Raw genomic sequence first — 24,335 nt, 5'->3', positions numbered from 1 at the left:
CCCGCATCGGTCGCCAAAACTTCAGCGGGCTTTCTTATGTCTACTGCAACGGGTCAACTGCAATGCGCCCCGTTGCCCTCCGCTCGCTCGCCTTCACTGCCAAGCAAGTAAACCTTGTGCGCCAAGTTACTGCGCAACTGGCTAAAAAAATCACGCCGTTTAATGTGCGCGTTACGGCTAGTCGCTATGGCACTCACATTAGCTGCACTCATATCAACCGCACTCGCATCAGCCGCGCCTACATCCGCCGCCAATAGCGCAATTGAACGTTCCGCGCGTTGTTCTTCCATCAGCAGATAATTCATAATCCAATCGATGCTCACCGTCGGTAGCAACAACTGCTTGCCACTGCCCAGCAACGCCTTATCCACGATGTCGGTCGCGATAACCGCCCAACGCTCGGGGCGACTATGCTGCAATTCATCGCAGTTCCTTAACACCTCAACCATTCGGCCCACCTGCGTTCGCTTAAACAACTCCGCCGTGGTATGCCCATGAAAACAGGCAATGTCTTTGCCCATGTTCACGCCACTTAACGCTGCCCGTTCAGAGGTTGCCGCGCTAAGCTCAGGCACATTAGGCTCAGTGCTATTAGGCATTTTCGACTTAGATTTAAGCGCCATCGCCTTAAGCATTAACTGCTTTGCTTGCATCATGAGTAACGTCACTTGCGCGGTTTCCATCTCGGTAAGCGCGGTCACGGCGGGCCCATCAGCACGGCTAACTTGCCCATGTACCGAACACGCGGCGCCGCCCTCCAAACAACAAATTAAACATTCAGGATCAAACATCGTTATCCTCCTCACTTCATGATCTTAGGTATCAAGCCCGCATCGGTCGCCAAACTGTGGCGGGCAATTTGATAACGGCGTTTTTTACGCGCCCAGTTATCACTTAACTGATTTGTGAACATGTCATTCACTCCGTCTCTTATTTCAACAAGTCATTCAAACAAGTCATTTCAACAACTGCCACTTATGCCCATTGGCACATACAGCGCGTTTTGAGCCCGACTTGGTTTGCTTTAAAGCCAAACCGCACTGGCCACACGGCACATCAGCCACCCGCTTAAGCATCACCACATTAATCTGTGCGCTGTGATTAGCGCGTTTAGGCCGATACCCTAACGCCCGCGCCACTTTTACATACTCTTTCGCAATCAATTTGCCATCGGGTTCTAAGTGCAAACCGTCGCCGATCATGTCACCCAAGCGGATCAACTGCTGATGCAGCTCAGCCTTAGCGCGAGCAATAACATTGATGTTAAGGTTCGATTGCGGCATCGCGGTCACTTCTCGGCCGCGAATTGCGCCGCCTTACCGCCATAACTCGCTAAATACGGATACGCCAGCTCTAACGCCGCCATGCTCGCTTGCGTGGTCGCCGCCGATTCTTTTAACTCGCGGTGCGCCGCCACTAACTGCTCGCGCTTGGGCTCACAGCCCAAGTGGATCACCGCCACTTGCGCCTCGGCGTTCTCTTTGGTGAGCGATGCCGCCATATCGGCCACATGCAACACATGACCATCATTCATGCGGTCGGCAATGACCGTCACCCCAGTGCAACCAAATACATCGTTGAGATACTGCACCCGCAAATGCTCGGGCAGCGCCGCCACCAGTGCTTGCTCAACATGAAACAAGCGATCCGCCTGCGGATGTTGGCCCTCGTACTGGCCAAGCCAACGGAACAGCTTTTGGGCATTAATCCGCGCATCGTTGTGCACATCTTGCGTGCTGGCAAAGCTAATGCCCTCCGCCGCCAACACCTCGCTCAGCCCAAGGCGCTCAACTGCCGCAACAAAATCTATCGCCAGTGCAAAGCGCGTCATCTTGGGTAACTCCAACACCCGATGAATCGTTTTCATCAACAAATTCAAACGGCTATCTTTTTTACGTGAATTGGTTTTCATGCTAATAAGCCTCTCTCTGTTAACGTGTTAGTGCGGTTCAGTATTAAGCGGCATGCTCAGGGCTCATTAACGGCAACTCTGTCACCTTGAGTTCACCCCCAGTTAACCGTTCGATTTGATAAGCGCGGAGTTCGGGAACGTTTTCCCCCCACTGGCTAATTGCAGATTTAGTAACACTCAAAGCCTCAGCCAGTTTTAGCTTGTTTCCAAAATGCGAGATCGCATCTTTCGTTTTCATAGATAAACTCCGACAAGTAATTTTAACCGAGGTTAAGAAAACTCAACCCAAATATCAACAAAAGAAAAGGTAACTTGACTTACGTTAAGTTAAGATAGCTTTACTATGATGAATGAACGAATTAAACAAAGACGCAAAGAGCTAGGTTTTACACAGCCAGCCATTGCCAAAAAAATAGGCTTAACTAAAGCCACAGTATCGCTTTGGGAATCAGGCTCTACCTCTCCCAAAGGCGAGAATCTGCATGCCTTAGCGAAAGCCTTAAGCTGCTCACCCGAATATCTTCTCTTTGGAAATAAAGAAACTAAACCGGAATCCAACGCTGAATGGGCTGGCGGATTTGAGATATGGGACAGTGATACCCCATTAGGTGAAGATGAAGTTGAAATACCGTTTTACATGGAAGTGGAGCTAGCCGCAGGGGATGGCATTCTTGATTGCCGCGAATTTAAAGGGCCAAAACTGCGCTTCACCAAGAGCACCCTTAAGCGCCAAGGTGTGAATAGCGTCTATGCAGCTTGTGTCAAAGTGAATGGCAACAGCATGGAGCCCATATTACCCCACGGCTCAACGGTTGGCGTTGATACCTCGGCCACCGATGTGATCGACGGCAAAATGTACGCAGTTAACCACGATGGCATGCTGCGTATCAAAGTGCTGTATAAATTACCCGGTGGTGGTTTACGTCTTCGTAGTTACAACACGGACGAATACCCAGACGAACGCCTCGATGCCGAGCAAGTTAAACAGGTCAAAGTGATCGGCAAGGTGTTTTGGTATTCCGTTTTAGTTTAAAACATAGAAAAAGCGCTCACTGTATTTGGCCTTTCAATAAGATATAGTAAAAGACTCAAATACAAGCGCTTGTAATACTTCATTATTATTAAGCTATTATCGACATCCAACCAGAACTGGTCATTCATACTCTAATATTTCTAAATCATATTTTCTGGTATTAAAGCATTCCCATCATAAAATTCTTCAACTAAGTGAACATGTTCCATCCCTTCAAAGACGTTACTTGGTACGTGTTCGAAAACAATCATTTGAAAATCTGAAGAATTATTGATTCTGGTTTCAATAAAATTATTAAGAAGTCTAAAGGCTTTCGTTATCTTAGCCTCATCACTATGATCAATATTAACTTTCCGTTTCACTCCACTGCCATAATATGGCCTACTTGGTTGATCTATCATAATATATGGAGCAATGTATGGTGATCTGTGTTGAAAAGCAACTTCTTGCATTGCAAGAGTGAAAAATAAATGTAAAAACATATGATTAGAGCTACTCCCAACATTTTCAATGAAAGAAGTTTTTGGTTTTCTAAGTAGTAACTTTTTTTGGTGGTAGTCAAAAACAGGAAGATAATCAGAATAATTAGTGAGTGCTGATCCAGCATCTTTCATATAATCTGATATTATTTCTTCAATTAATTTAATTGTAAGCTCTTTTTTCTCTGTTGTATCAACGATACTTATCGCATTAATTTTCTCTTTAATCTGTTCTAGTTTATTATCTGAAGTTTCTAATGACGTATTATCTGAAGATGAATACAACTCCATTTTCGACTTAACTTCTCCCAAGAAAAAGTACTTAGAATTTTCATTTTCAAAACTTTTATTATCTTTCGGACGTGTGGAGATAGATTCTCGTAAAGAAACTAACTTACTTTCCAATGCTTTTATCTCATCATTAACTTGCCTATCTATCGGAGTTTTCTGAATGTTACATTCTTTAATCTTTACCAGTTCAGAATGAAAAGCGTTAATGACATTATCAAATATTGATGTTTTAATAATTTCAGAATCATTCTCTTTTAAAAAAGAGATAGGTTTCAAACTATCTAATGTAGATGCAATGTTACGTTTATAAGATGCATATTCATTTTTAAATCGCTTTAAATTGTTAATTTCTCTTTCTACTAAGTAAATGTCGCCTTCAATATTATCTTCATTGACTGAATTTACTACACTAGATGTAGCACCAGAAACGATTGCCTTCAACTCATTTAATGAAGAGTCTAAATCTAAATCTAAATCAATTAATGAAAACTCTTTAGCTCTTATGATTAAAGACTCTTGTTCTTCTTTAAACTCATTTGATTTCCGATCTATAGCTTTAATCTTTTTATTATACCTAGCAAGTTCAGCCTCAAGCTCAACTTTTTTTCCTTCTTCAAAATATTTTCAACAGTTTCAATTCCTACAGCCAAATCAAATATTCTTGGTAGAGCATCTCGATATCTAGCGTCATCTTGCTTATCAAAAAACACACCAGTGTCATTTTCAATGATGTTGACTGATATTGTGTTAAAAATAAAGAAATAACGTAATGATATTTTTGAGCCTGATTTAATTAAATTACTTCCATAAGGAATAGCAACACTGCTATCAATACTAAATTCAGTCTCTAAAATTGACTTAATGACACTCTCTGTAGTATTTTTAATCACAGATTTAGGAAGTTCACCATCAGATGAAAAATAATAATCGTCGGATACACGACCTTCAAATAAGGAACGTCGTGCGACAACATATTGTTTGCCATTAATATTGAAGTGCAATCCGTACCATTCAATGTTTTCGTTCACGACATCTTCAGATATTTTTGAACTACTTGAAAAAAAACAATAATCAACTATGTTAAGTATCTCAGTTTTACCGGTACTACTATCACCAGTAATAACGTTAACCTTGTTTGGCTTGAAGGTAATCTCTCTAACTTTTCCATTCTTTAGCCACAAAACTACCTTGTTAATATGGAACTTCATATCTCAACCCTCAAGTTCAAATAAAGCTTATCGACATTAATATCCAAAATATGAGAAACATTTTCAGCAGCACTAAATATTTTTTTAGCCCTAGCCCCCATACTTGGCTTATATTCAAACGGTTTAATCAATATGACAATCCCATTATCGATTCTTATATACCCAGTATCATTTAAATATTGAAGAGAATTAATTGTAAGTACCAATGAACTTAGATATCTACTATTAAAATTTGAAAAAAAACCAATTTTTTCTGCAATAAGTTTTTCAATACTTGAAATTTTTGTAGATTTTCTACCAAGATGTTGAAGAAGATTTTGATGAGATATAAAAGGAAAAATCAAAAAAACTTTTGATATATTTAGCTCACTACTGTGGCTTATAACTGAACCTAGAGCAACAACCCCTATACCGATGTTATTATAGTAGTTTGTCATTTTTTATATTTCTCCCAATCTTTTCTCCAACCTATATCAGGAACTTCAGATAATGTATAGAACAGACCATTACTTAAATCAGTCTCAAGTAACTGTTCTAAAATCATTAACTTTCGGTCTCTCATAGCATCTAAAACTTCGAGACCTGCTTTATTAAAATCAATCTCTTCAGTAACACCTCTAAAAGCTTGCCTGTGTTTATTAAACCATTGGTCAAATGCATCTTTCTCAAACCGTTTTACATCTACATCAGTAATAGAACCTGCTTTAATCCAATCATCAATATTATTTTGTAACTTCAGTTTAAAACGAGTGAACCTAACAATATCTTCCATATCACTATTTAAAATATCTTCGACTTCAATCAACTGCTGTATAAATATTTGTTCATGCAAATCATTTGGGAGCATCCCACTAAACTCTTTTATTTGTAGAGTTCCATTTCTTGCAATGTCATAACATCTTCTGTACTTTGTATAAAATTCATCAAAACTTATTTGAATTTTCACACCATTTTTTATATCTATATAATTATTAGTCCTGACTAAAGAGTCAATGTGATAAAAAACATCGTCAATTTTTTCAACTGGAATTTTATCAGCCTTTATAGCATCCTTACATTTCTTAATAAGATCACTCTCATCAAGTTCAAATAAAACTTTTTTAAGAAAATTATCAATAACTTTAACATTTAAATTTAAAACATCTTGAATGAAACCTTTTAAAGTATCATCCTGTGAATCTTCACTGAATTTAGTGAAAAAAGTGATCACCTCATTTATCGAGACTTCGCCTTTGTGAAACTTTGAAATCTCGGTTAAAATGGCATTATTACCGCCTGAAGATTTATTTGTTGCGAGTATGAAAGTGGTTTTTTTCAAAAATAAAAGCTGATTAATATCATTCGCTCTATTATCATTTTTATCAGTAATCACCTTTGACCAATTAGATAGTGTCTTCCAAAGATCATGGTCAGAAGCTGTTATATTGATAGGTTGTCCAAGAGTATCTTTTTTCACTGTATGTTTTACTTGATATAGTATTTGCTCATCATTACTTAATTCAGTATGAACATCATCTTTTACCTCTAAACCCACAGATTCACCAGTTCTTAAAGACAATAATTTCCAAAGAAAAAAATAGTATTGGTAATCAAATGCAACTAATATCGCATCCGCTGCTGTTTTTTCCATGTATGTTTTATTTTTACTCATCCATTAATCTCTGTAAAAATATATATCGTTAATACCCACAGTCGATCGAAGTGATGTCAATAGGTTACTGCTAATTGTTCCAGATAACCGCCATTGGTCAGTTTTCAGGTATGGCCGCAACTTAAACCATTGATTAATCTAATTTTACAATTGCTATCTCATTGATGTAAAGCAATTGTTTATTTTAAATGGTGAAAAAACTAAATTGTAATTCTTAACTTATATTCAAATCGTCAATAAAATTTACTATTCCGCATAAAATCAATACTTTACAAAAAATCTTTTGAATAAACTGAATGAATTCATATCTATACATGCCCTCAAACTGTATATAAAAACAGTAATTTAATTTAGCAAAAAAATAAGAACTAAATATTTAATGCAAGTATTTATATAAATTAGAATCTACTGATATTTATAACCATTTTCTTTACAGTAATTTCTTAAGTATTTATTGGAGGCAGTACTTAGCGGTGTAATCATTCTAAAGAATGATAACAATTGACTACGATTAAGCTGCATTTATACAAAATAATCGACCACCGAAGGTAAACTGAACTCAATTTTTTGGATATATAAATGAAAACTAGCATAAATTAATGGATATTTCGCATTAACAACTCGAAACAATACAAAGCTGGTAAAACTAACTTCACTTTAGTAAGGACCAAACAAGAATAGCTTTAATCATAATTTTTAATATCAATATATTCATAAGCTTACATCCCATCTGACTGTCATCAATATTCAGCAAGCAAACATGGTCAAGTTTTTTAAACCTGACACTTGACTCAATAGTCAAGTTATCTTAACCTTTCGATGTACCCACTACCGAGGACAAGGAAATGATTCTAGCGAAAGTTCACACCACACCTAAGCAACGCGATGAGTTTCGTCTACTGATTGCAATACGTTTTGCTTGCTTGATGGCGCTGGCCAAGGGCCACACCGACCCGATGGATTGCCCACGAGTGCAAGCCCGTTGCGCCGAGCTGGTTAAACATTTTGCCTATCACCACCCTAGCCCAGCATTTTACCGCCAGTTTATTCGCCACACGGGCGAACTCGGGCTCAATTTCTGCCTGCGCTTTACTGAGCCCCAACAAGGCTTGTACGGCAAGGTGATGGTGTGGCGTAACGACCCGCAAGCCGTCACTAATGTGCATCCGCTGCACACGATGACGCCAGTCGCGCCCGTCGGCCGCTAAGCAGTAGAGCCGCCGCGAACATTCACGATTTAGGCTATCTAGGCAAAGCAACCAAGGGGTGATGGTCCATATCCCTGTAACGATAACGGCGACAGTTTCACCTTGTTGGAGGCAATTATGTTTTTTGTTTACGGCGTGTCCATGACCTTAGCGAAAAATCAAGCGGCCAAAAAGTGCAGCACCTCAGTCGGCGCGCACCCTAACCGCCGTCAACTGAGCCCCGACGAGTACCAAGCTAAGTTGGATGATATGGCGAAGCACTTGTTTGAAACCATGAAGCCACAACGCCTGTCGCATTCGTTATCGACGCCCGCGCTGTGCCAGCAATATATCGTTTTAGCCATGACCCAAGAAGCCCACCGCGATGTGCATATTCGCTATCACAAGCTGTCGGACAAGGTGAACCCCAAAACCAAGAAACCCATCATCAATCTGGTGGTGTTTAACGGCGAAGCCGCAGCCTAGCCCTGCTGAGTGTGATGACGAGAGAAGGAAAGCAGCATGTTAACTGATGACAAACCGCTACACAGCGATATCAAAATCGGCGTTGGCCATATCGTCGCGTTTAAGGAAGGTTGGATGTTGCCCGGTGGCAAGTTTACCACCGACCGCACTGTCGCCATTCGTGCCGCCAAAGGTCTGCACCGTTTCTTGGTTAAAAGATAAGGAAATCAACATGAGCCAATTTGACTACATCAAACAGCATTACGCTGTTCCAGCCGAAATAGGCCGCTTAGTTAAAGTGAATGGCCGCGCTGGCGTGATCATCAAAGATTGCGGTCATCACCTTGGCGTTAACTTTGATGATGACAAGCCTGGCGTTGTTCGTCATTGCCACCCAATTTGGGAGGTTGAATACGGTGGCATTGGCTGTATTCGAAAAACAACTAAGTCACAGCAGCGCTATAAGCGTTATTTAGAGTACGGCGACGGCTTTAAAAACTTTATGGAGTTTTGCTACTGGGACGCAAGCCCTGAGCACGAATGGAACAGAGGTGAAGCATGAAACAGCGCCCTATTATCTTCAACACCGAAATGGTGCGCGCCATTCTTGATGGCCGTAAAACACAGACGCGCAGAGTGTTTAAAGCTCAGCCGCATGATGATTGGACGCCATTTTCTAAAAATGCCGAATGGTATACACCGACAGTCATTGATAAGCGCGGATTCTATCAACCAGCCAATGATGATGTTTTTGGCGTTAGCGATGAAGATTGCGCGTTTGTTTCACCGTTCGGCACGCTTGGTGATCAGCTGTGGGTACGTGAGGCTTGGAGGTTATTCAATGCATCTGATGAATGTGGTTGCAGTGAATCGCCTTGCTCATGTCCGGCTAACGGAACGGTTCTATTCAAAGCCGCGGGTGATAGTGGCGAAAGCAAATGGAAACCATCTATCCATATGCCTCGTTCTTGCGCTCGTATTCTGCTTGAAGTCACTGCTGTTCGGGTTGAAAGGCTAAATGATATCAGCGAGCAAGATGCAAAAGCCGAAGGTTTGCAATATAGCTCCGTTTACCAACAATGGGGCGGAGTTGAAAAGCATTCAAGCCATAAGCCTCATTCGCCTCATTGGCGTTGGTATAAAAACCCACAGCATGCTTTTAAATCCCTATGGAACTCAATCTATGAAAATTGGGATGCCAACCCGTGGGTGTGGGTTATCGAGTTCAAGGTGATCAGCACCACAGGCGGTGCAGCATGAACCACTTACTCCCAGGCTTTGAATCACAAGAGCGCGTTGCGTTATTGCTGTCGCTTACCCGCATTAGTTCACCCGAGGTGATTGCCGCATTAACGCTGCATTACACCAGCGCCCTACCCGCCGAACGTGCGGCGGCTCGCCACGGTATTGAACTGTCGAACTTTATGCGCGGGCAAAAGAAGTTAGAGCAAATCGCCGCCACGGTCGAGGCCATTAAAGCCATCGACTGGGCCAAGCTGCAATTAACTCATTTGCAATCAACTCCTTTGCAACCGAAGCAGGTGGCCTAAATGACTCAATCAGCGGCGTTTCGCCATCTGCTAAATCATTACCGCAGCCATAAGTTAAGCCTGTTACTCAAGGCCACAACGGGCGACAGCATCAAAATCGCGCTGGCACTGGGCGCGTTAGATTGCCTGTACTGGCAAGCATTGGGCAACGGCTTAACCAACCTCGCCAAGGGCATTAGCCGCACCATAGTGTATTCGTACCGATATCACCCAATGCGTCTGCCCTGCCATCCGCCAGTCAGCCAAACAAGCGACAGCCAAAACAAGGAGGCGGCATGAATACGTTCAGCACTAAAGCGGGCGTGGTCACGCTATCTAAGCCCTACTTCACCTTGATGTGCGATCAGCAACAAATCGAAGTGAAGTACATCCCCAACAATTACCACGGTTGGGGCATTTGTAAGTCGTTTAATGCCATCGAGTGCAGCGACTTCGGCCAAGCCGACGCAGAAGTATTCGCACTCAACGCAGAATCAAAACTCAGGATAAAAGGAGAAGCAGCATGAACACAAACACACCCAAGATAAAAGCGTTTCAAGTACAAGAACATTGCGAGGGCGCCGCATGCATTGTGTTTCATCAACATGCTGCCGCCGCTCGCCGCATAGGTGCGGGCGAACTCAATCTGACCTTTGAAGATGATATGTCAGTGACTCGCTGCCCTGAATATGACCAATACGCTGAGCAAGGCAACGTGCCTTATCAAGTGTTACTGGCCGATGGTTGGTGTTTTACCTGTTACCACTGCGGCAACCCAATTAAAGCCGAAGACGATGAAGGCAATGCGACGGAGATTGAAGCGGTGATCTGCATCGGCGAGGCGTTTTATTGCAACGCGGCGTGCCATTCACAAAAGCAAGCTGACATTACGCAGCACAATGCTAAGGCAGAAGCCTTTAAGCAACGACTTTTATCACTGCGCCCTGATCTGACCTTCACGGCGTTTAACGGTGCATATCCACAACTGTATTGCACTGCGACATTTACTTTTGAGGGTGCTCAATATGGCGGCTCAGTGGCCTATGACAAGGCTGGCGAGCTTGATTGGCGAGTATCAAACACTGATTTGCCCGCATGGCAAACATATCAAGCCCAGCGCCAAGGAGAAGCAGCATGAACCCGATACAAGCAGCAACAGTTGAACGTGAAGAAGGTTATTGGACCCATCCCGATTTGCCCGAGTGGGATGAAGGTGTAACCCGTGTGGAGTGTGAAGCATGGGCGGCACGCCAAGGCGGCGAGTTTGTGGCGATTTGGTTTGAACTCGATGCCACTGAACATCAGATCGAGCGCTACTTTGACGAGGGCGATAACGATATCAGCGATTGGAACCCCGTTTGCGACAAGGCCGGCTCATTCCTGCTGAGTATTCACGACACCGAAGATGGCCCCGTCGCGCTGTTCTTCGCTCCGAAAGATAAGGAAGCGGCATGAAGCAGCTTTCACTATCTGAACGGCTAAAGCAGTTCGCTACAGATCAAGACGACTTATCTCGTCGTGGTGAAAAGAATCTTGCGGCTGAGGCAGCGCAAGAAATTGACACTCTAACAGCTGAGCGCGGCCAGCTGGCGATGCAGGTGGATAAGCTCAAAACCTTCATATCTACACAAGCACTGCCAAACCTATTAGTACTAAGTAATGACTATCCACAGTGCCTAGGAATCGATAGTGCAATAACTGATGCGAACGAGCTTCTAAAACTTTGTGGTCATGAAAAAAGCATTACAAATGGTGGTAAACAATGAAGAAGATGGCAAAGCCTGCTGGGCTAATAGTTTCATGTCCACACTGTGGCGGTGAAAATACGATTTACGCATCAGATCTATGCGAAAACGAATTTGTCTGTTCATGGGCGCATTGTGAAAAGGAGTTTGCAACGTGTGGCGAGGATGATTTTCATCGTTACATTGAGGATGGTAAGCAATGAGCTGGTCAAATTGTGGTGAGGATAGTAACGGCAGACCCATTGGTTATGCCTTCGAAGCAACCTGTGATCATCCGGGTTGCCACAAACAAATCGACCGTGGCCTTTCTTATGCGTGTGGTGGTATGCATGGCGAAGATGAGATCAGCTGCGAGGGTTATTTCTGTGAAGCGCATAGACCAACCTTTGTCGAACATTGCGGCAGTACCCATCAGATTTGCAGTCAATGCACCAAAGCATTAATCGACTCAGGTGAATGGCAAGAAGATGAGGATGAAGGTTGTTTAACGCAGGTAGGTGCAGCATGACGATGAATGACAGACTTAACCTAGCTATCGCTGAGAACATTGAGATTAAAGCCAGAATTGCCGAGCTTGAGCAACAAGTGGCAATGCTGAGTAAGCGCCCTGAGTTTGATCTATCAACTGTTCAAGGACGTGAGCAAGCAGTGATTGCTCGATTAGATAGGATGATATTAAAAGCAGATAACATTAACGAATTGAATTAATTGGAGTTTAATATGTCATTTAAAAAAACGTCCAAACTAATGAGGGCCAGTGAGTGGTCTGAACGTGAGTTTGCTGCCAATTCCGCGCCTCAAAATCGCACCATTAAAGGTTGGATTTTACGTGGTGTGATTCGCGGGCTCATTGTAGATAACAAGGTCTATGTTTACGAAGACCAGCACTTTGGTGTGGCGCCCGCCGTTAGCAGCGCGGTGTCTGATTTAATTGCAGCCTCAAGGTAATCAATATGGTTCGCCCTAAAAAGTCGCATAATAAAAATCTGCCTCAGCATCTAATGTTTGATAGCTCCAAGGGCACTTACCGCTTTACGCTGGTAAATGGTGTTCGTAAAACATTAGGTAAAGATAAAGTGCAGGCGATTCAAATTGCGGTTGAGTATAACCGCATTATGCGACCTGCCGTTGGGTTAACTGTGGATCAGTTGATTGAAGCCTCATGCGCCTCACCTCAAGCTGATGGACTGTCCTTTGCCAGCCATGTGGACCGCCTTTTAGAGTTGATATTTAAAGAGGAAACACCAAGTAAGCAACTGGCCAGCACTATGCGCAACGATGCCGAACGGGTTAAAACCTATTTTGCTGAGGTTAGCAGCCAAGATATTAGCCTTGAGCACATCAACGGCTTTCTAAACCAATACCATCCTGATGCCAGCCCCAATGTGCATAACCGCAAACTTGGATTTTTGGAGAAACTGATTAGCTACGCGATCGACCAGTCCATCATGTTAGATAATCCGGCCTCTCGAAAGATGAAAAAGCGCAAAACTAAAGGTAAAGAACGCCAACGCCTAAGCTTTGAAGTGTATCAACGAATCCATGCTGCGGCACCACTGTGGTTACAAACGGCGATGGATCTTGCTTTGCAATCAACCCAAGCACGCCTTGAAGTATCGCGGATCAAATACAGCATTAAAAAACCTAAGGAAGGCAAATGTGGTTGTTTATGGTTCGATGAACCTGTGGATGGCATTTACGGCACGTTATTTATTCATCGCCAAAAAGTGGAAGAGAAAGAAGCCAGCCATGTGGCAATCCCTATCGGTGAGGTATTAAAGGCCGTTATTGATAAAAGTCGTGATGGAGTGCTTTGCCCTTATGTGGTTCATCGCCGACCAGACAAACACAATAAGCAAAGTGAAGCGACTGATCACCGCTATCAGCTCGATCCTAATTATCTCAGCAGAGCGTTTTCGGCATTAAGGGATGAGTTAGCGTTGTTCAATCATTTAGAAATGAGCCAGCGGCCAACCTTCCACGAAATCCGTGCGCTTTCCGCCAGATTGTTTTCTGATATGGGTGTTGATCCTCAAGGCCGAATGGCTCACACCGATGCCAAGTCCACCAAAATCTATGTGCGGGACCACCTGCAATGGACCGAAGTACCTCACGCTGAGATTAAATTCAGCCATTAATAAAACTAAGGCAACCAGCGCACTTGAACACTGTAATTCTGAAACCCGTTTCGCCCCCATTTCACCATTGTTTCACCACCTCTAAGCAGTAAAAAGCCAAATTACAGACACAAAAAAGCCCGCAACTGATTAAGATTGCAGGCTTTTTTGTTTATGAATTTGGTCGGTATGAGAGGATTCGAACCTCCGACCCCTGACACCCCATGACAGTGCGCTACCGGGCTGCGCTACATACCGAATTTTTAAGTATATTGCATACCTGTGCTGACTTAGCTAAATATTGTTTAGCGATAATCTTTACGGTTTTTGCTCAATTACTTATCACTTAAGATACTGTTTATGGGGTTTATCTTAAGCGAGCCAGAACTGTAGCAATTGCCTCGCAACTGCGCAAGGGCTTCATTACATCTCTTTGATCAACTGCTTAGTTTATGTTCTGAATGACACAATTTTCGTCGATAATGATTGCTCGATACTGATTACGTCCATACTCAAACAGGATTTAGCTGCAGAACAGACATAATGACACCTGTTTACTAAATCATCATTCAATGCGAGTGCATATGGGCGAGTCGGTACTCATCCATGCGCTCGAGTAGATACGGGAAAAAGGGATTCCATTTCTGTCGTAACATTTCAGACGCTGACACGCTATACAAGCCGCGCTCTCCGCGCGAAGCTGAGGCTCCGATTTGGATCCTATGTAAATCAGGCTGGATCACGGCGCCATAAAGCCCATCATCTATGCCAAAAGGTAGCGCAACATGGGATAAAGAATACACGCCTGCAGGCCAATATAAATCTAATATCCGCACGTTTTCACTGACCTGAGTGAGCACTTTACCCTGTGCGTCTATATCCTGTGTATCTAAATTCTGTTCATCTAAACCCAGTTCATCTAAACCAAAGTATCGCGCCTGAACCTGCGTGGTTTCATTACTGATATTTTCCACCACAGTGCCACGATAATGTAACTCAGGGTTATTAATGTTCGCCAATAAGCCCGCAAGCGGATCATTGGACACCATTTTGGCATTCACATCGAGTCGGTTCATGTCGAACAGCACGAGTTCGTGGCCATTTTCTGGCAATGTCTGATAAAGATGATTCACCACTGCCGAGGTTGAAACGGTTGCATCCACTACCGACTGAAAGGTGAGTATCGACGGAACTTGCGCCCGTTGCTTCGGCGTTAATCCTGCCAATAAACCTTGGTTACGCAGGGCTAATTGATAAACTACATCGCCCGCATTAACCGCAAAAGAGGTGTATTTAAAGGGATCGTACTCTACTTGAATACTGTTCCATTGCAGTTTATCCAGCTCCAACAATCGTCCTATCCAACTCTGCCAGCGTGCAGCCGCCGCAGATGGCGCTAGCCCTATCGCGGGAGAGATAAAAATCATTCCATCATAATCAGGGGCTTTATCATGGCTTATACGTTCTAACTCATGGTTCAGCGCGACGGCGGCACCCGTCGAAAAAGCCACCACAAATAATGGTTTATCTTTCAGAGTTTGCCGCATATGCGCTGTGGCTAAATTCACCGCTGCGGCCAGATCTTGCCAATAAAGCTCAGTCAATCCACTTGGAATCGTGCCATGTCCTGGCAGTCTTAAACCGAGCACATGGGCTTTACCTTTAAAGTGTACTGCCACATTGGATAGAGCATAGGGCGAATCCGACATACCGTGGAGCAGTAATACTCCAAATTCGGCATTAGCCACAGGCCATTCATAACTGCGATTCCAGTTTTGTGGCCAATGGGCAGGATCAGACAAGCTATTTTTAACATAGCGATTCACGGGAGATAGTTCAGAGGCAGGAATCTTCTGTACAACTTTGCGCTCAACTTCGGCGAATAGGCGCTCTTCTAGCGCTAAGTACTCATTAAAATTGGCAAGTTTGGTATTGTAATGGAACTCATTTTTTAGCTCAACCGTATGCCAAAGTGACAGCTCAGGGCGCGCATTAAGAAAATAGATCCCTGTCGCGAGTAACGCCACCACTATGCCAGTACTCGCATACACTGCAGCTAAAAATAGGTGTTTTGTCGAACCTATGATGATAGCCTTCATCGCTGTTCCTACATGAAGATAAAATGTGCAACTAGATTATACGGGTAGATAAAAACATCCTTCAAACGTTTTACCGCGATAAAAACCACTTAAGCAGTACAATTTAATCACTCCAATTTAGTCACCCCAATTTACTCATCTCGCAATTTTATTAGCCGCATAGGCCTTAATCGGGTTAGGATCGAAAATAGTCTTATTCCAACGAAACTTATACACTCTCGATGATAATCGGTAATCCACACGCTAGGTTCGCCTACTATCTTCCTACCGCGCCGCTGGTACCTGAGAACTGGCATTACACTCAGCCAGACGCTGTCGCGACTCTTATAGCTCTCAATGGCAATCATTGGCGTAAGATCTTCACTATTATGGCCAAAATAAGTACGGTTGGAGATGACTGGCGCAGCTATCGTGACCAAGTGTTACTCAAGCAAAATGAAATGATCTGCATAGGCGCTATAGAGCTGATGGCAAACGCTAAGATTCATCTCATTGCGGGGCAAGTGGCCGCAAATGCTTTAGGGCTCACCATGTCCGTGAACGATTCCGGTGCGCAGCATTTAACTGCCCAAAATAAATCCATAACTGCACTTAAGCTGCCATCTTCGCTAGGACAGCATTTTTTACTCACGCCCTATTTGGATTATCGCCAATACCCAAACCAGCTGATCGCCCTGACACGGCAACACTTAGCAACGCCAGAGCCCCAACACAGTAAATAATTCCATTATGATTGTGGTAACGGCTGTCACCACAGCATTAGTCACCAAATAACAAAGGCATAAAAAAGCACTCGTGAACAGAGTTCAAACGAGTGCATATTCAAGGACGATTCAGGGTTAGTCGTAAATAGTTGGAATAGGCTGACGTTTATGCTGCGTCGCCTTATAAATACCAATTAACTTGTCTTCAACCGCCTTGCCAACGTCTTTACCCTCAAGGAAATCATCGATTTGCGCATAGGTTAGGCCAAGCGCGACTTCATCTTCGAGTAACGGTTTATTGTCTTCTAAATCCGCGGTCGGCGCTTTATAGACTAACGATTCTGGCGCGCCAAGATACGCGGCGAGTTGGCGAACTTGGCGTTTGTTAAGACCAAATAATGGCGCTAAATCGCAGGCACCATCGCCCCATTTAGTGTAAAAACCTGTGATATTTTCGGCGCTGTGATCTGTCCCCACCACAAGCCCGCCTACGAGTCCGGCGAGTTCATACTGGGCGATCATCCGCATACGGGCTTTAACGTTACCCTTCACAAAATCCACTTTCGCCACATCGGGCAAAGACAATCCGGCTTCGGCTAACGCGGCAACGGTAGCGCTGTGCACGCCATCAACACCTTGATGCACATTCACAGTGACCAACTTAGAAGGCTGAATAAACTGACAGGCTAATTGCGCCTCATGCTCATCTTTTTGGATCTGATAGGGTAAGCGCACGGCGATAAACTGGTAACCGCCTTGGCTATTTTCTTGGTTTAAACTGTCCACCGCCAACTGACACAAACGCCCAGCAGTAGAAGAATCCACCCCACCGCTGATCCCTAATACCAATGCCTTGCTACGCGCTTCTTTTAGTTTGGTTTTAATAAACGCGACACGACGTTGCACTTCGAACTCAGGCTCTATGGCCGTGAGTACCTTCATTTCTCTTAAGATTTGCGCTTTCACCGAAAATTCCACCTTAAATCATCGCTGTATTTGGACTACCTGAACCCGACTAACGTTAACATTTATTCGCAACTGCCTGTAGTTAAAATTAATGCTTAGTTAATTAATTATTGATAAACGCCATAAAAATAAGGGCAACAACGGTTTGCCGTTATTGCCCTAGCGTAAATCAGTCAGCTTAATCCCAATACAGCTACCGACTTATCTTTCCCAGTAGGATTCTTCTAAGCTGTCTTCGCGCTCAGGTAAACCGCGGGATAAACGCGGGCTATGCTGAGCTAAGACTTCATAGGCGACGCGGTTAGCGTACTTACACACTTGAGAGAACGAGGAATAACATAGGCCATCGCGCTTATGTTTACTTGAGCCTGGCACGTTAGTCTTGTGGAAAGTATTGGCCGCCAGATCGTGCAATAACGCCGATAATGCGCCATCGCCAGCGCCATTAGTGTTACCGATTTTTTCAGGGCCGCCCATGTAAGGTGAAATGTGGGCAAAGACTTTGATTGGTGTTTCACAGTCACTTTTAAGCTTTGGACGGGAGAATTCATAACGATTAAATTCAGGGATAGCACCCGGCAACAGCGTGTGAGTCGTTTCGCGTTTTTCTGAGTCCTCGGTATAACCCGCAGTATAAAGCCCGATTGGACCCGCTGTGGTTAATACCATGTCGCACCATTCCAAGGCTTTTTCACTGGCAAGCAGAGGATCCCGTGAACCCGTTAAGGCTTCACCTTCGTCTTCATTCATCGCCAAAATGGTGACATGTTCTTTGATGAAGTTTTGCCACCATTGTGGATCTTCTTCAATCAAGAAACGCGTGCCTAAGGTTAATACCACGGGAACTTCGGCGGCTTTTGCATATTCGATAGCGCACATGGCCGCATCGGTAATACGGTCGCCATCACTGGCGCGCATCAAATACGCGGTCAACACTAAGGCTGAACTGCCCTGCACCACGTCTTTATCGATAAATTCAGGTGTGAGTTTATCCATAGCGCCTTTGCTGATCGCAAATGTTCGCTCGCCGCACTCAGAAATCAGGGTAAAACAGCGACCGATAGGACCATCTACAGGTTGTAGAAAGTTAAGGTCGACTTTAGAAGAGGTATTACATAAATAGCGGTAGGCGTAACTGCCCACTTCGATATTCTGACTCATTACCCCAAACAGCACTGAACGGTCATCGGCCAGAATAGAATAATTGTGCACTGTGTTGCCAATCGTGCCACCAGCAAATTCATCGCTAATCAAACCATGAATTTTTAACTCAGTGTAGAGTCTGTGAGCCTGTTCATCATTGATCAGGGTCGAATTGCCTTTGGGCAAGCCATAACGGCTCAGCAATTCGTCTTCCACTTTCGCTTCGATATCCACTAAGGTTTGATCAATACCGCTGATATAGGTCGCAAACGGCTGAGGCTGTTGAGTCAGCTGTTCAAGCAGCGGATCTCGGGTTTTAACCGGAAAATAATGTTTAGATTTACGCTGACCGGGAAACTTCATAGTGGCTCTCTTTTCCTGGCATCCATGCTAATTGGCGTCTGCCGAGGCGGTCAAGCCAAGCAGCATCCTAAAAATATTGAGTCTAGGCTAGCGAGACAAAAAACCCACCCCTTAGCCGGAAGGGCGCAGATTCTATCACAAAATCAGTTCGAAGCCAGTGCTCCAATACCCAAACAACCTGAAGATGCAGGATTCAGCGGGAATTTAACGCACTTTAGGCAAGGCGGCTATTTGCAGACCTAGTGGACTAAGTTAAGAATAACCAACACGGCATAAAGTGCGTTACCCCGTGTTTAACATCTGCCGCCGGGACGGAGCGCCTAGGGCACTTCACTTCCGTGTTGCATCAATTCAAAAGGTGGCCGACATTCTGTCATTGATGCGCCTTGAATTGAATCACCCTAGGCGCTCTGAAACTGGTATCTTCAGGTGGCTTGGGTATGGGCCCAAGATACCGCTTGTTCTTGGATTAATTGCCGTAATAATTCAATGTGTAACTCATCGTCGTTCAAACAAGGGATAAACCGATAGTCGCTGCCACCCGCATGCAAAAAGGTTTCCTTAGCGCCAATGGAGATTTCTTCTAAGGTTTCGAGGCAATCGGTCGCAAACGCAGGGCAAATCACATCAACACTTTTGATCCCTTGCGCAGGTAACTCGGCCAATAGTTTATCGGCGTAGGGCGTTAACCATTCTTCGCGGCCAAAGCGCGATTGGAAGCACACTTGCCACTGCGACTCGCTCAGCTCAAGTTTTTGCGCCAATAGTTTAGCCGTGACAAAACACTGCTCGCGGTATGGATCCCCCTCTTTCACATAACGCAGTGGGATACCATGAAATGACAAGAGCAACTTGTCGGCCTGCCCATGGATTTTCCAGTGGCGCGTCACACTGTGTGCCAGCGCAGCAATATAAGCGCTATGGTCAAAATAGTCTTTATTAAAGCGAACCTGCGGCATGTCACGCACGGTTTTAAGATAACGGGCAACAGCATCGAACACACTTGCCACTGTCGAGCAGGAATATTGGGGATACAAAGGCAGCACAATAATACGCTCTGCCCCTTGAGCTTTTAGACGTTCAAATCCCGCATCGATGGAGGGATTGCCGTAACTCATGCCCAGTTCAACCGGAATGGTCTGGTTAAACGTAGCGCTTAAGTCCACCGCCAGTTTTTGTGTTTGGCGCTCACTTATCACCATCAAGGGCGAGCCTTCCTGCGTCCACACGCTTTGATAGAGTTTGGCGACTTTCGTCGGACGGGTGTTGAGGATAATGCCGTTCAACAGCGGTTGCCAAATCCACGGCGATAAATCGACGACACGGGGATCACTTAAAAACTGCCTTAAAAAGCGTTTAACGGCCTTAGGACTAGGTTGATCAGGCGTGCCGAGGTTAACCAATAACACACCAAAAGCAGGGGAAGGATTCAACGTTAGGCTCATGGTTAATGAAGTTCACTTGGAGGCTAACATTGCGATACCCATAAAAAAAGCCTGCATCGGCAGGCTTTTTCTTAATATGAGAACTTGTTCTCGTAAATTAACCTTTATTCGGTTATTTCAACACCCTAGCTAACTGTTCACTCACGGCCGCAACCGATTGAGTACCGTCAAACTTGTTGTATTGAGTTTGGCCAGCGGCAGCCACTTTACCGTAGTATTCAACCAGCGGCTTAGTTTGCTCATGATAAATAGCAAGACGTTTACGCACTGTGCTTTCTTCATCATCTGGACGAATAGCTAAATCTTCGCCCGTCACGTCGTCTTTACCTTCCACTTTAGGTGGATTGAAAACCACATGGTAAACACGGCCAGAACCAGGGTGAACACGGCGACCGCTCATGCGCTTAACGATTTCTTCGTCTGGCACGTCGATTTCAATCACGTGATCAATGCTAATACCGTTTGCCGCCATCGCATCCGCCTGTGGGATAGTACGTGGGAAACCGTCTAACAAGAAACCTTTAACACAGTCTTCCTGTGCGATACGCTCTTTAACCAGACCGATGATCAGATCATCAGAAACCAGTTGACCAGCATCCATCACTTTTTTCGCTTCCAAACCCAGTGGAGTACCCGCTTTTACCGCGGCACGTAACATATCACCAGTGGAAATTTGTGGGATACCATACTGTTCCATAATGAACTGGGCCTGGGTACCTTTACCGGCACCTGGGGCGCCCAATAGGATAATGCGCATCTCAAGAGTCCTCTTTTCGCATTGATATTCTTCTTAGGGCGGCGATCTTCGCACATCTGGCCGCCATTGAGAAGGGTTTTAGCTTCGACTTTAGCCTCAGAAACCGCAAATAAACTGCGGTTACTAAGCGATTTTTTTCATTAATAGAGCAAAGTATAGAGCTTACGGCGGTATTGATTGGCTATGGGATTACCTTGGCCAAGTGCCGTTAATACTTCCATAAATACTTGTTTTACTGTGCCATTTTCAGCACCTAAATCTTTACTTAGCACACCGAATAACAGTTCTAATGCTTCATCATCGCGGTGGGCTGCATGCAATGCCTTACTCAGCTCGAGTAATAACACTAAATCTGTTGGATTTTGCTCAAACTTTTGCTGCAAATCGCGAATTTCAGGGGTATCCGCCGCATCGAAGGCAAGTGCGAGCTTAGCTTTTAAACTCTGGTAGTAACCATCTTGGTCAGCAAGCCCTACCTTCTCAAGCATGGCTTGTGCTAACACTAATTCGCCCTGCATAAGATACACATCGGCAAGCACTAGACTCACCTCACCCGCTTGATTTGACCCTATATGTGCTTCTTTAAGCAACACAGCCGCTGTAGCAAGATCTTCTGCACTGACTTGACTCAAGGCGAGCAATGCTTTGGCCTGTGCTAACTGTAACTGCCATATAGGCGGCAAATGTTTATCCAGCATAGCTGTGACTTGCGCCGCATCTTGCAGGCCAGCAAAACCATCGACAGGCTGACCTTTATCCAATACTAACGTGGTCGGTAGACTTTGAATGCGAAAGTAATTGGCAATTTCTAATTCGGCTTCACAGTCGACTTTAGCGAGCACGAATCGACCCGCATTTTGCGCGGCAATTTGCTCTAAGGTGTGCAGCATAGCCACACTTTGTTCCTGCGGCTGTGCCCAAAATGCTAACACCACGATCTGTTGCATCGAGGCGTCAACCACTTGCTGAATGTTGTCTTTAGTCAGACTGAGGATATTATCCATAGTATTCCCTTAACGTTTAAGGCCTCAATCATGGGAGGCCTTATTCTTTTAAAACTAAGCGTTAGAACCAAGTCTTAAAATCGAGTCTTACCGCTAACGAATTGAGTGACAGGCTAGGCGCAAACCACTCTTCCTGCACTAGAAACAATATCGGGGCCGTTCAAAGAAGGGCCCCGATAGTCATTTACTTCATGTTAGCCAGTAACATTTGGTTCATCAGCTTGATAAAGGCCGATGGGTCCGCAAGGCTACCTTTTTCAGATAATTGCGCCTGTTGCAGCAGCAGATTTGACCAATCCGCGAAGGCGGCTTCATCTTGAAGATCATTTAAGCGCGATACTAATGGGTGCGCTGGGTTGATCTCAAATGTCGGCTTCACTTCTGGCACAGGTTGACCCGCAGCTTGCATCAGCTTAATCATCTGAGTCGACATTTCGCCTTCACCCGCCACCACACAGGCTGGGGTGTCAGTTAAGCGTGACGTAACTTTCACATCCGCAACGGTTGAGCCTAATGCCGCTTTAATGCGTTCAACTAAAGCTACCGATTCTTGCTCAAGCTTTTCTTGCGCTTCTTTTTCAGATGCATCTTCCAGCTCACCAAGTTCTAAATCACCACGGGTCACTGAGTGCAATTGTTTCTCTTTATACTCAGTTAAGTGGTTGATTAGCCACTCGTCGATACGCTCTGACATCAGTAAGACTTCAATGCCTTTCTTACGTAACAACTCTAAATGTGGGCTGTTAGCGGCGGCTTCATGGCTGTCGGCAACAATGTAATAAATCTTAGTTTGACCTTCTTTCATGCGGCTGATGTAGTCATCGAGTGACACAGTCGGCGCAGCACTGCCCGTGTGAGTCGAGGCAAAACGCAATAAGCCCGCGATACGTTCACGGTTGGCGAAATCTTCCGCAGGCCCTTCTTTCAGCACTTGACCAAATTCAGCCCAGAACTGTTGATATTTTTCCGCATCGTCTTTCGCCAGTTTTTCCAGCATGCCAAGCACACGTTTGGTGATACCCGTACGCATCGCTTTGGTCACGTGGTTATCCTGCAGAATTTCGCGGGATACGTTCAGCGGCAGATCGTTTGAGTCAATTAAGCCCTGCACGAAGCGCAGATAAGATGGCATAAATTGCTCAGCGTCATCCATGATGAACACACGTTGCACAAACAGTTTTAGGCCGTGTTTACGGTCGCGATTCCACATATCCCAAGGCGCTTTTGCAGGAATATACAATAGGTTAGTGTATTCTTGCTTACCTTCTACCCGATTATGACTCCACAGTAGTGCGTCGGTGTAATCGTGGGAAATGTGTTTGTAAAACTCTTGATACTCTTCATCACTGATGTCAGCTTTATTGCGCATCCACAAAGCCGTGGCTTTGTTCATGACTTTCCATTGACCTTCGGTCGCAGGAATTTTTTCGCCATCAGGACCATCACGCTCTGGCGAGCCTTCTTGCCACATTTCGACTGGCACAGAGATATGATCTGAGTATTTAGTGATTATCGAACGCAGGCGCCAATCATCGGCAAATTCTTTTTCTTCGTCACGCAGGTGCAGCGTAATTTCAGTACCACGGCTCGCCTTGGTGATGGTATCAACGGTGAAGTTACCCTCGCCTTCTGATTCCCACAATACGGCTTCATCGGCCTTATGACCGGCAGCGCGAGTGCGAACAGTGACTTTTTTAGCCACGATAAAGGCTGAATAGAAACCGACACCGAACTGACCGATTAACTGTGAATCCTTTGAGGATTCGCCCGATAGATTCTTAAAGAAATCAGCGGTGCCTGATTTTGCGATTGTGCCTAAATGCTCAATCACGCCGTCGCGGGTCATACCCACGCCGTTGTCTTCGATGGTCACAGTGCCTTTTTCTTTATCGGCACTGATACGGACTCGCAGTTCACCGTCGCCTTCATAGAGTGCGTCATTGGTCAACGCCAGATAACGCAGCTTGTCCGCCGCATCCGCAGCGTTGGAGACCAGTTCACGCAAGAAAATTTCTTTGTTGGAATACAAAGAATGGATCATCAAATGCAACAGCTGTTTGACTTCTGTTTGAAAACCATGAGTTTCTTGTTGTGACATGAAATTTTCCTTTATTTGTTACGCAATTTGGTAAAAGTAACGCTTAGTGTTTACTAAATGGGGCTCCAAATTTGCTTTTCAAGGGCAAGGGCTAAAACGAGGTTCGAATGGCGAAAAATAAGGCGCTTGATGAATACCA

The 24,335-nt window shown here is 44.6% G+C and carries 32 protein-coding genes and 1 tRNA gene; 17 read left to right on the top strand and 16 right to left on the bottom strand.

What is annotated here, in order from left to right; all coding sequences use genetic code 11:
• Positions 1–53: 53 nt before the first annotated feature.
• The 4 genes from CKQ84_RS17860 to CKQ84_RS17845 all read right to left on the bottom strand — a co-directional run bounded on the left by CKQ84_RS17860 (position 54) and on the right by CKQ84_RS17845 (position 2,150).
• Positions 54–791: a hypothetical protein gene (locus CKQ84_RS17860; RefSeq protein WP_105252244.1), complete on the bottom strand. Its 738-nt coding sequence runs from the start codon at positions 789–791 to the stop codon at positions 54–56.
• A gap of 165 nt (positions 792–956) precedes the next feature.
• Positions 957–1,283, bottom strand: coding sequence for a hypothetical protein (locus CKQ84_RS17855; protein WP_105253106.1), 327 nt, complete (start codon positions 1,281–1,283; stop codon positions 957–959).
• A 5-nt stretch (positions 1,284–1,288) separates the two neighbouring features.
• Entirely contained in the window at positions 1,289–1,912 is a 624-nt protein-coding gene (locus tag CKQ84_RS17850) for a hypothetical protein (RefSeq protein WP_105252243.1), read from the bottom strand.
• A gap of 43 nt (positions 1,913–1,955) precedes the next feature.
• Positions 1,956–2,150, bottom strand: coding sequence for a Cro/CI family transcriptional regulator (locus CKQ84_RS17845; protein WP_105252242.1), 195 nt, complete (start codon positions 2,148–2,150; stop codon positions 1,956–1,958).
• Positions 2,151–2,255: 105 nt separating this feature from the next.
• On the opposite strand from CKQ84_RS17845, the gene CKQ84_RS17840 reads away from it, so the two are divergent.
• A complete protein-coding gene (locus CKQ84_RS17840; protein ID WP_105252241.1) occupies positions 2,256–2,945 on the top strand; it encodes a S24 family peptidase in 690 nt (229 codons plus the stop codon).
• Positions 2,946–3,085: 140 nt separating this feature from the next.
• Here the strand turns inward: CKQ84_RS17840 and CKQ84_RS17835 are convergent, their stop codons facing one another.
• The 4 genes from CKQ84_RS17835 to CKQ84_RS17820 form a co-directional block, all read right to left on the bottom strand.
• Entirely contained in the window at positions 3,086–4,156 is a 1,071-nt protein-coding gene (locus CKQ84_RS17835; protein WP_105252240.1) for a DUF3732 domain-containing protein, read from the bottom strand.
• Positions 4,157–4,263: 107 nt separating this feature from the next.
• Positions 4,264–4,923: an ATP-binding protein gene (locus tag CKQ84_RS17830; RefSeq protein WP_105252239.1), complete on the bottom strand. Its 660-nt coding sequence runs from the start codon at positions 4,921–4,923 to the stop codon at positions 4,264–4,266.
• Positions 4,920–5,360: a three component ABC system middle component gene (locus CKQ84_RS17825; RefSeq protein ID WP_105252238.1), complete on the bottom strand. Its 441-nt coding sequence runs from the start codon at positions 5,358–5,360 to the stop codon at positions 4,920–4,922. The genes CKQ84_RS17830 and CKQ84_RS17825 overlap by 4 nt, the downstream gene beginning before the upstream one ends.
• On the bottom strand, positions 5,357–6,574 hold the full coding sequence (locus CKQ84_RS17820; RefSeq protein ID WP_105252237.1) for a hypothetical protein: 1,218 nt from the start codon (positions 6,572–6,574) through the stop codon (positions 5,357–5,359). Before CKQ84_RS17820 ends, CKQ84_RS17825 begins: the two co-directional genes overlap by 4 nt.
• A gap of 845 nt (positions 6,575–7,419) precedes the next feature.
• Between CKQ84_RS17820 and CKQ84_RS17815 the strand changes: the two genes are divergently transcribed.
• The 15 genes from CKQ84_RS17815 to CKQ84_RS17740 all read left to right on the top strand — a co-directional run bounded on the left by CKQ84_RS17815 (position 7,420) and on the right by CKQ84_RS17740 (position 13,638).
• Positions 7,420–7,782, top strand: a complete 363-nt coding sequence (locus CKQ84_RS17815) for a hypothetical protein (RefSeq protein ID WP_105252236.1) — start codon at positions 7,420–7,422, stop codon at positions 7,780–7,782.
• A 117-nt stretch (positions 7,783–7,899) separates the two neighbouring features.
• A complete protein-coding gene (locus CKQ84_RS17810; RefSeq protein WP_105252235.1) occupies positions 7,900–8,247 on the top strand; it encodes a hypothetical protein in 348 nt (115 codons plus the stop codon).
• A gap of 36 nt (positions 8,248–8,283) precedes the next feature.
• On the top strand, positions 8,284–8,448 hold the full coding sequence (locus CKQ84_RS17805; protein ID WP_012197007.1) for a hypothetical protein: 165 nt from the start codon (positions 8,284–8,286) through the stop codon (positions 8,446–8,448).
• 10 nt (positions 8,449–8,458) lie between these two features.
• Positions 8,459–8,788, top strand: a complete 330-nt coding sequence (locus CKQ84_RS17800; RefSeq protein WP_105252234.1) for a hypothetical protein — start codon at positions 8,459–8,461, stop codon at positions 8,786–8,788.
• Positions 8,785–9,486: a hypothetical protein gene (locus tag CKQ84_RS17795; protein ID WP_105252233.1), complete on the top strand. Its 702-nt coding sequence runs from the start codon at positions 8,785–8,787 to the stop codon at positions 9,484–9,486. Before CKQ84_RS17800 ends, CKQ84_RS17795 begins: the two co-directional genes overlap by 4 nt.
• On the top strand, positions 9,483–9,776 hold the full coding sequence (locus CKQ84_RS17790) for a hypothetical protein (protein WP_105252232.1): 294 nt from the start codon (positions 9,483–9,485) through the stop codon (positions 9,774–9,776). The genes CKQ84_RS17795 and CKQ84_RS17790 overlap by 4 nt, the downstream gene beginning before the upstream one ends.
• Positions 9,777–10,055, top strand: coding sequence for a hypothetical protein (locus tag CKQ84_RS17785; protein ID WP_105252231.1), 279 nt, complete (start codon positions 9,777–9,779; stop codon positions 10,053–10,055).
• Positions 10,052–10,282, top strand: coding sequence for a hypothetical protein (locus CKQ84_RS17780; protein WP_105251426.1), 231 nt, complete (start codon positions 10,052–10,054; stop codon positions 10,280–10,282). The genes CKQ84_RS17785 and CKQ84_RS17780 overlap by 4 nt, the downstream gene beginning before the upstream one ends.
• A complete protein-coding gene (locus tag CKQ84_RS17775; RefSeq protein WP_105252230.1) occupies positions 10,279–10,893 on the top strand; it encodes a hypothetical protein in 615 nt (204 codons plus the stop codon). The genes CKQ84_RS17780 and CKQ84_RS17775 overlap by 4 nt, the downstream gene beginning before the upstream one ends.
• Positions 10,890–11,210, top strand: a complete 321-nt coding sequence (locus CKQ84_RS17770; RefSeq protein ID WP_105252229.1) for a hypothetical protein — start codon at positions 10,890–10,892, stop codon at positions 11,208–11,210. The genes CKQ84_RS17775 and CKQ84_RS17770 overlap by 4 nt, the downstream gene beginning before the upstream one ends.
• Positions 11,207–11,521, top strand: coding sequence for a hypothetical protein (locus tag CKQ84_RS17765; RefSeq protein ID WP_105252228.1), 315 nt, complete (start codon positions 11,207–11,209; stop codon positions 11,519–11,521). The genes CKQ84_RS17770 and CKQ84_RS17765 overlap by 4 nt, the downstream gene beginning before the upstream one ends.
• A 178-nt stretch (positions 11,522–11,699) precedes the next feature.
• Positions 11,700–12,008, top strand: coding sequence for a hypothetical protein (locus CKQ84_RS17755; protein WP_105252226.1), 309 nt, complete (start codon positions 11,700–11,702; stop codon positions 12,006–12,008).
• Positions 12,009–12,010: 2 nt separating this feature from the next.
• Positions 12,011–12,208: a hypothetical protein gene (locus tag CKQ84_RS17750; RefSeq protein ID WP_173913197.1), complete on the top strand. Its 198-nt coding sequence runs from the start codon at positions 12,011–12,013 to the stop codon at positions 12,206–12,208.
• A gap of 12 nt (positions 12,209–12,220) precedes the next feature.
• The gene (locus tag CKQ84_RS17745; protein ID WP_105252224.1) at positions 12,221–12,448 is read left to right on the top strand and encodes a hypothetical protein; all 228 of its coding nucleotides are present in this window, start codon (positions 12,221–12,223) and stop codon (positions 12,446–12,448) included.
• 5 nt (positions 12,449–12,453) lie between these two features.
• Positions 12,454–13,638 carry a recombinase gene (locus tag CKQ84_RS17740; protein ID WP_105252223.1) on the top strand — a complete coding sequence of 395 codons (1,185 nt, stop codon included), beginning with the start codon at positions 12,454–12,456 and terminating at the stop codon, positions 13,636–13,638.
• A 160-nt stretch (positions 13,639–13,798) separates the two neighbouring features.
• Here CKQ84_RS17740 and CKQ84_RS17735 read toward each other — a convergent pair.
• Together CKQ84_RS17735 and CKQ84_RS17730 are read right to left on the bottom strand one after the other, a co-directional pair.
• Positions 13,799–13,875: transfer RNA gene (locus tag CKQ84_RS17735), tRNA-Pro, on the bottom strand.
• Between the two features lie 311 nt (positions 13,876–14,186).
• The gene (locus tag CKQ84_RS17730; protein WP_105252222.1) at positions 14,187–15,716 is read right to left on the bottom strand and encodes a carboxylesterase; all 1,530 of its coding nucleotides are present in this window, start codon (positions 15,714–15,716) and stop codon (positions 14,187–14,189) included.
• A gap of 221 nt (positions 15,717–15,937) precedes the next feature.
• Between CKQ84_RS17730 and CKQ84_RS17725 the strand changes: the two genes are divergently transcribed.
• Complete coding sequence (locus CKQ84_RS17725; RefSeq protein WP_105252221.1) at positions 15,938–16,438, top strand: hypothetical protein; 501 nt, start codon at positions 15,938–15,940, stop codon at positions 16,436–16,438.
• A 117-nt stretch (positions 16,439–16,555) separates the two neighbouring features.
• On the opposite strand, the gene nadE is transcribed toward CKQ84_RS17725, so the two are convergent.
• From nadE to htpG, 6 genes are all read right to left on the bottom strand, one after another.
• A complete protein-coding gene (nadE, locus tag CKQ84_RS17720; protein ID WP_105252220.1) occupies positions 16,556–17,386 on the bottom strand; it encodes an ammonia-dependent NAD(+) synthetase in 831 nt (276 codons plus the stop codon).
• Between the two features lie 201 nt (positions 17,387–17,587).
• The gene (locus CKQ84_RS17715) at positions 17,588–18,892 is read right to left on the bottom strand and encodes an inosine/guanosine kinase (RefSeq protein ID WP_028759658.1); all 1,305 of its coding nucleotides are present in this window, start codon (positions 18,890–18,892) and stop codon (positions 17,588–17,590) included.
• A 425-nt stretch (positions 18,893–19,317) separates the two neighbouring features.
• On the bottom strand, positions 19,318–20,337 hold the full coding sequence (gene hemH, locus CKQ84_RS17705; protein ID WP_028759656.1) for a ferrochelatase: 1,020 nt from the start codon (positions 20,335–20,337) through the stop codon (positions 19,318–19,320).
• 112 nt (positions 20,338–20,449) lie between these two features.
• Positions 20,450–21,094 (bottom strand): adenylate kinase, encoded by a 645-nt coding sequence (gene adk, locus CKQ84_RS17700; protein ID WP_028759655.1) that lies wholly within the window; start codon positions 21,092–21,094, stop codon positions 20,450–20,452.
• A 140-nt stretch (positions 21,095–21,234) separates the two neighbouring features.
• Positions 21,235–22,098 carry a tetratricopeptide repeat protein gene (locus CKQ84_RS17695; RefSeq protein WP_028759654.1) on the bottom strand — a complete coding sequence of 288 codons (864 nt, stop codon included), beginning with the start codon at positions 22,096–22,098 and terminating at the stop codon, positions 21,235–21,237.
• 184 nt (positions 22,099–22,282) lie between these two features.
• On the bottom strand, positions 22,283–24,196 hold the full coding sequence (htpG, locus tag CKQ84_RS17690; RefSeq protein ID WP_028759653.1) for a molecular chaperone HtpG: 1,914 nt from the start codon (positions 24,194–24,196) through the stop codon (positions 22,283–22,285).
• Positions 24,197–24,335: the final 139 nt, after the last annotated feature.

Origin of the sequence: Shewanella sp. WE21 (assembly GCF_002966515.1) — a bacterium.
GTDB lineage: Bacteria > Pseudomonadota > Gammaproteobacteria > Enterobacterales > Shewanellaceae > Shewanella > Shewanella oncorhynchi.
This window is presented reverse-complemented; position numbering and strand designations above follow the sequence as displayed.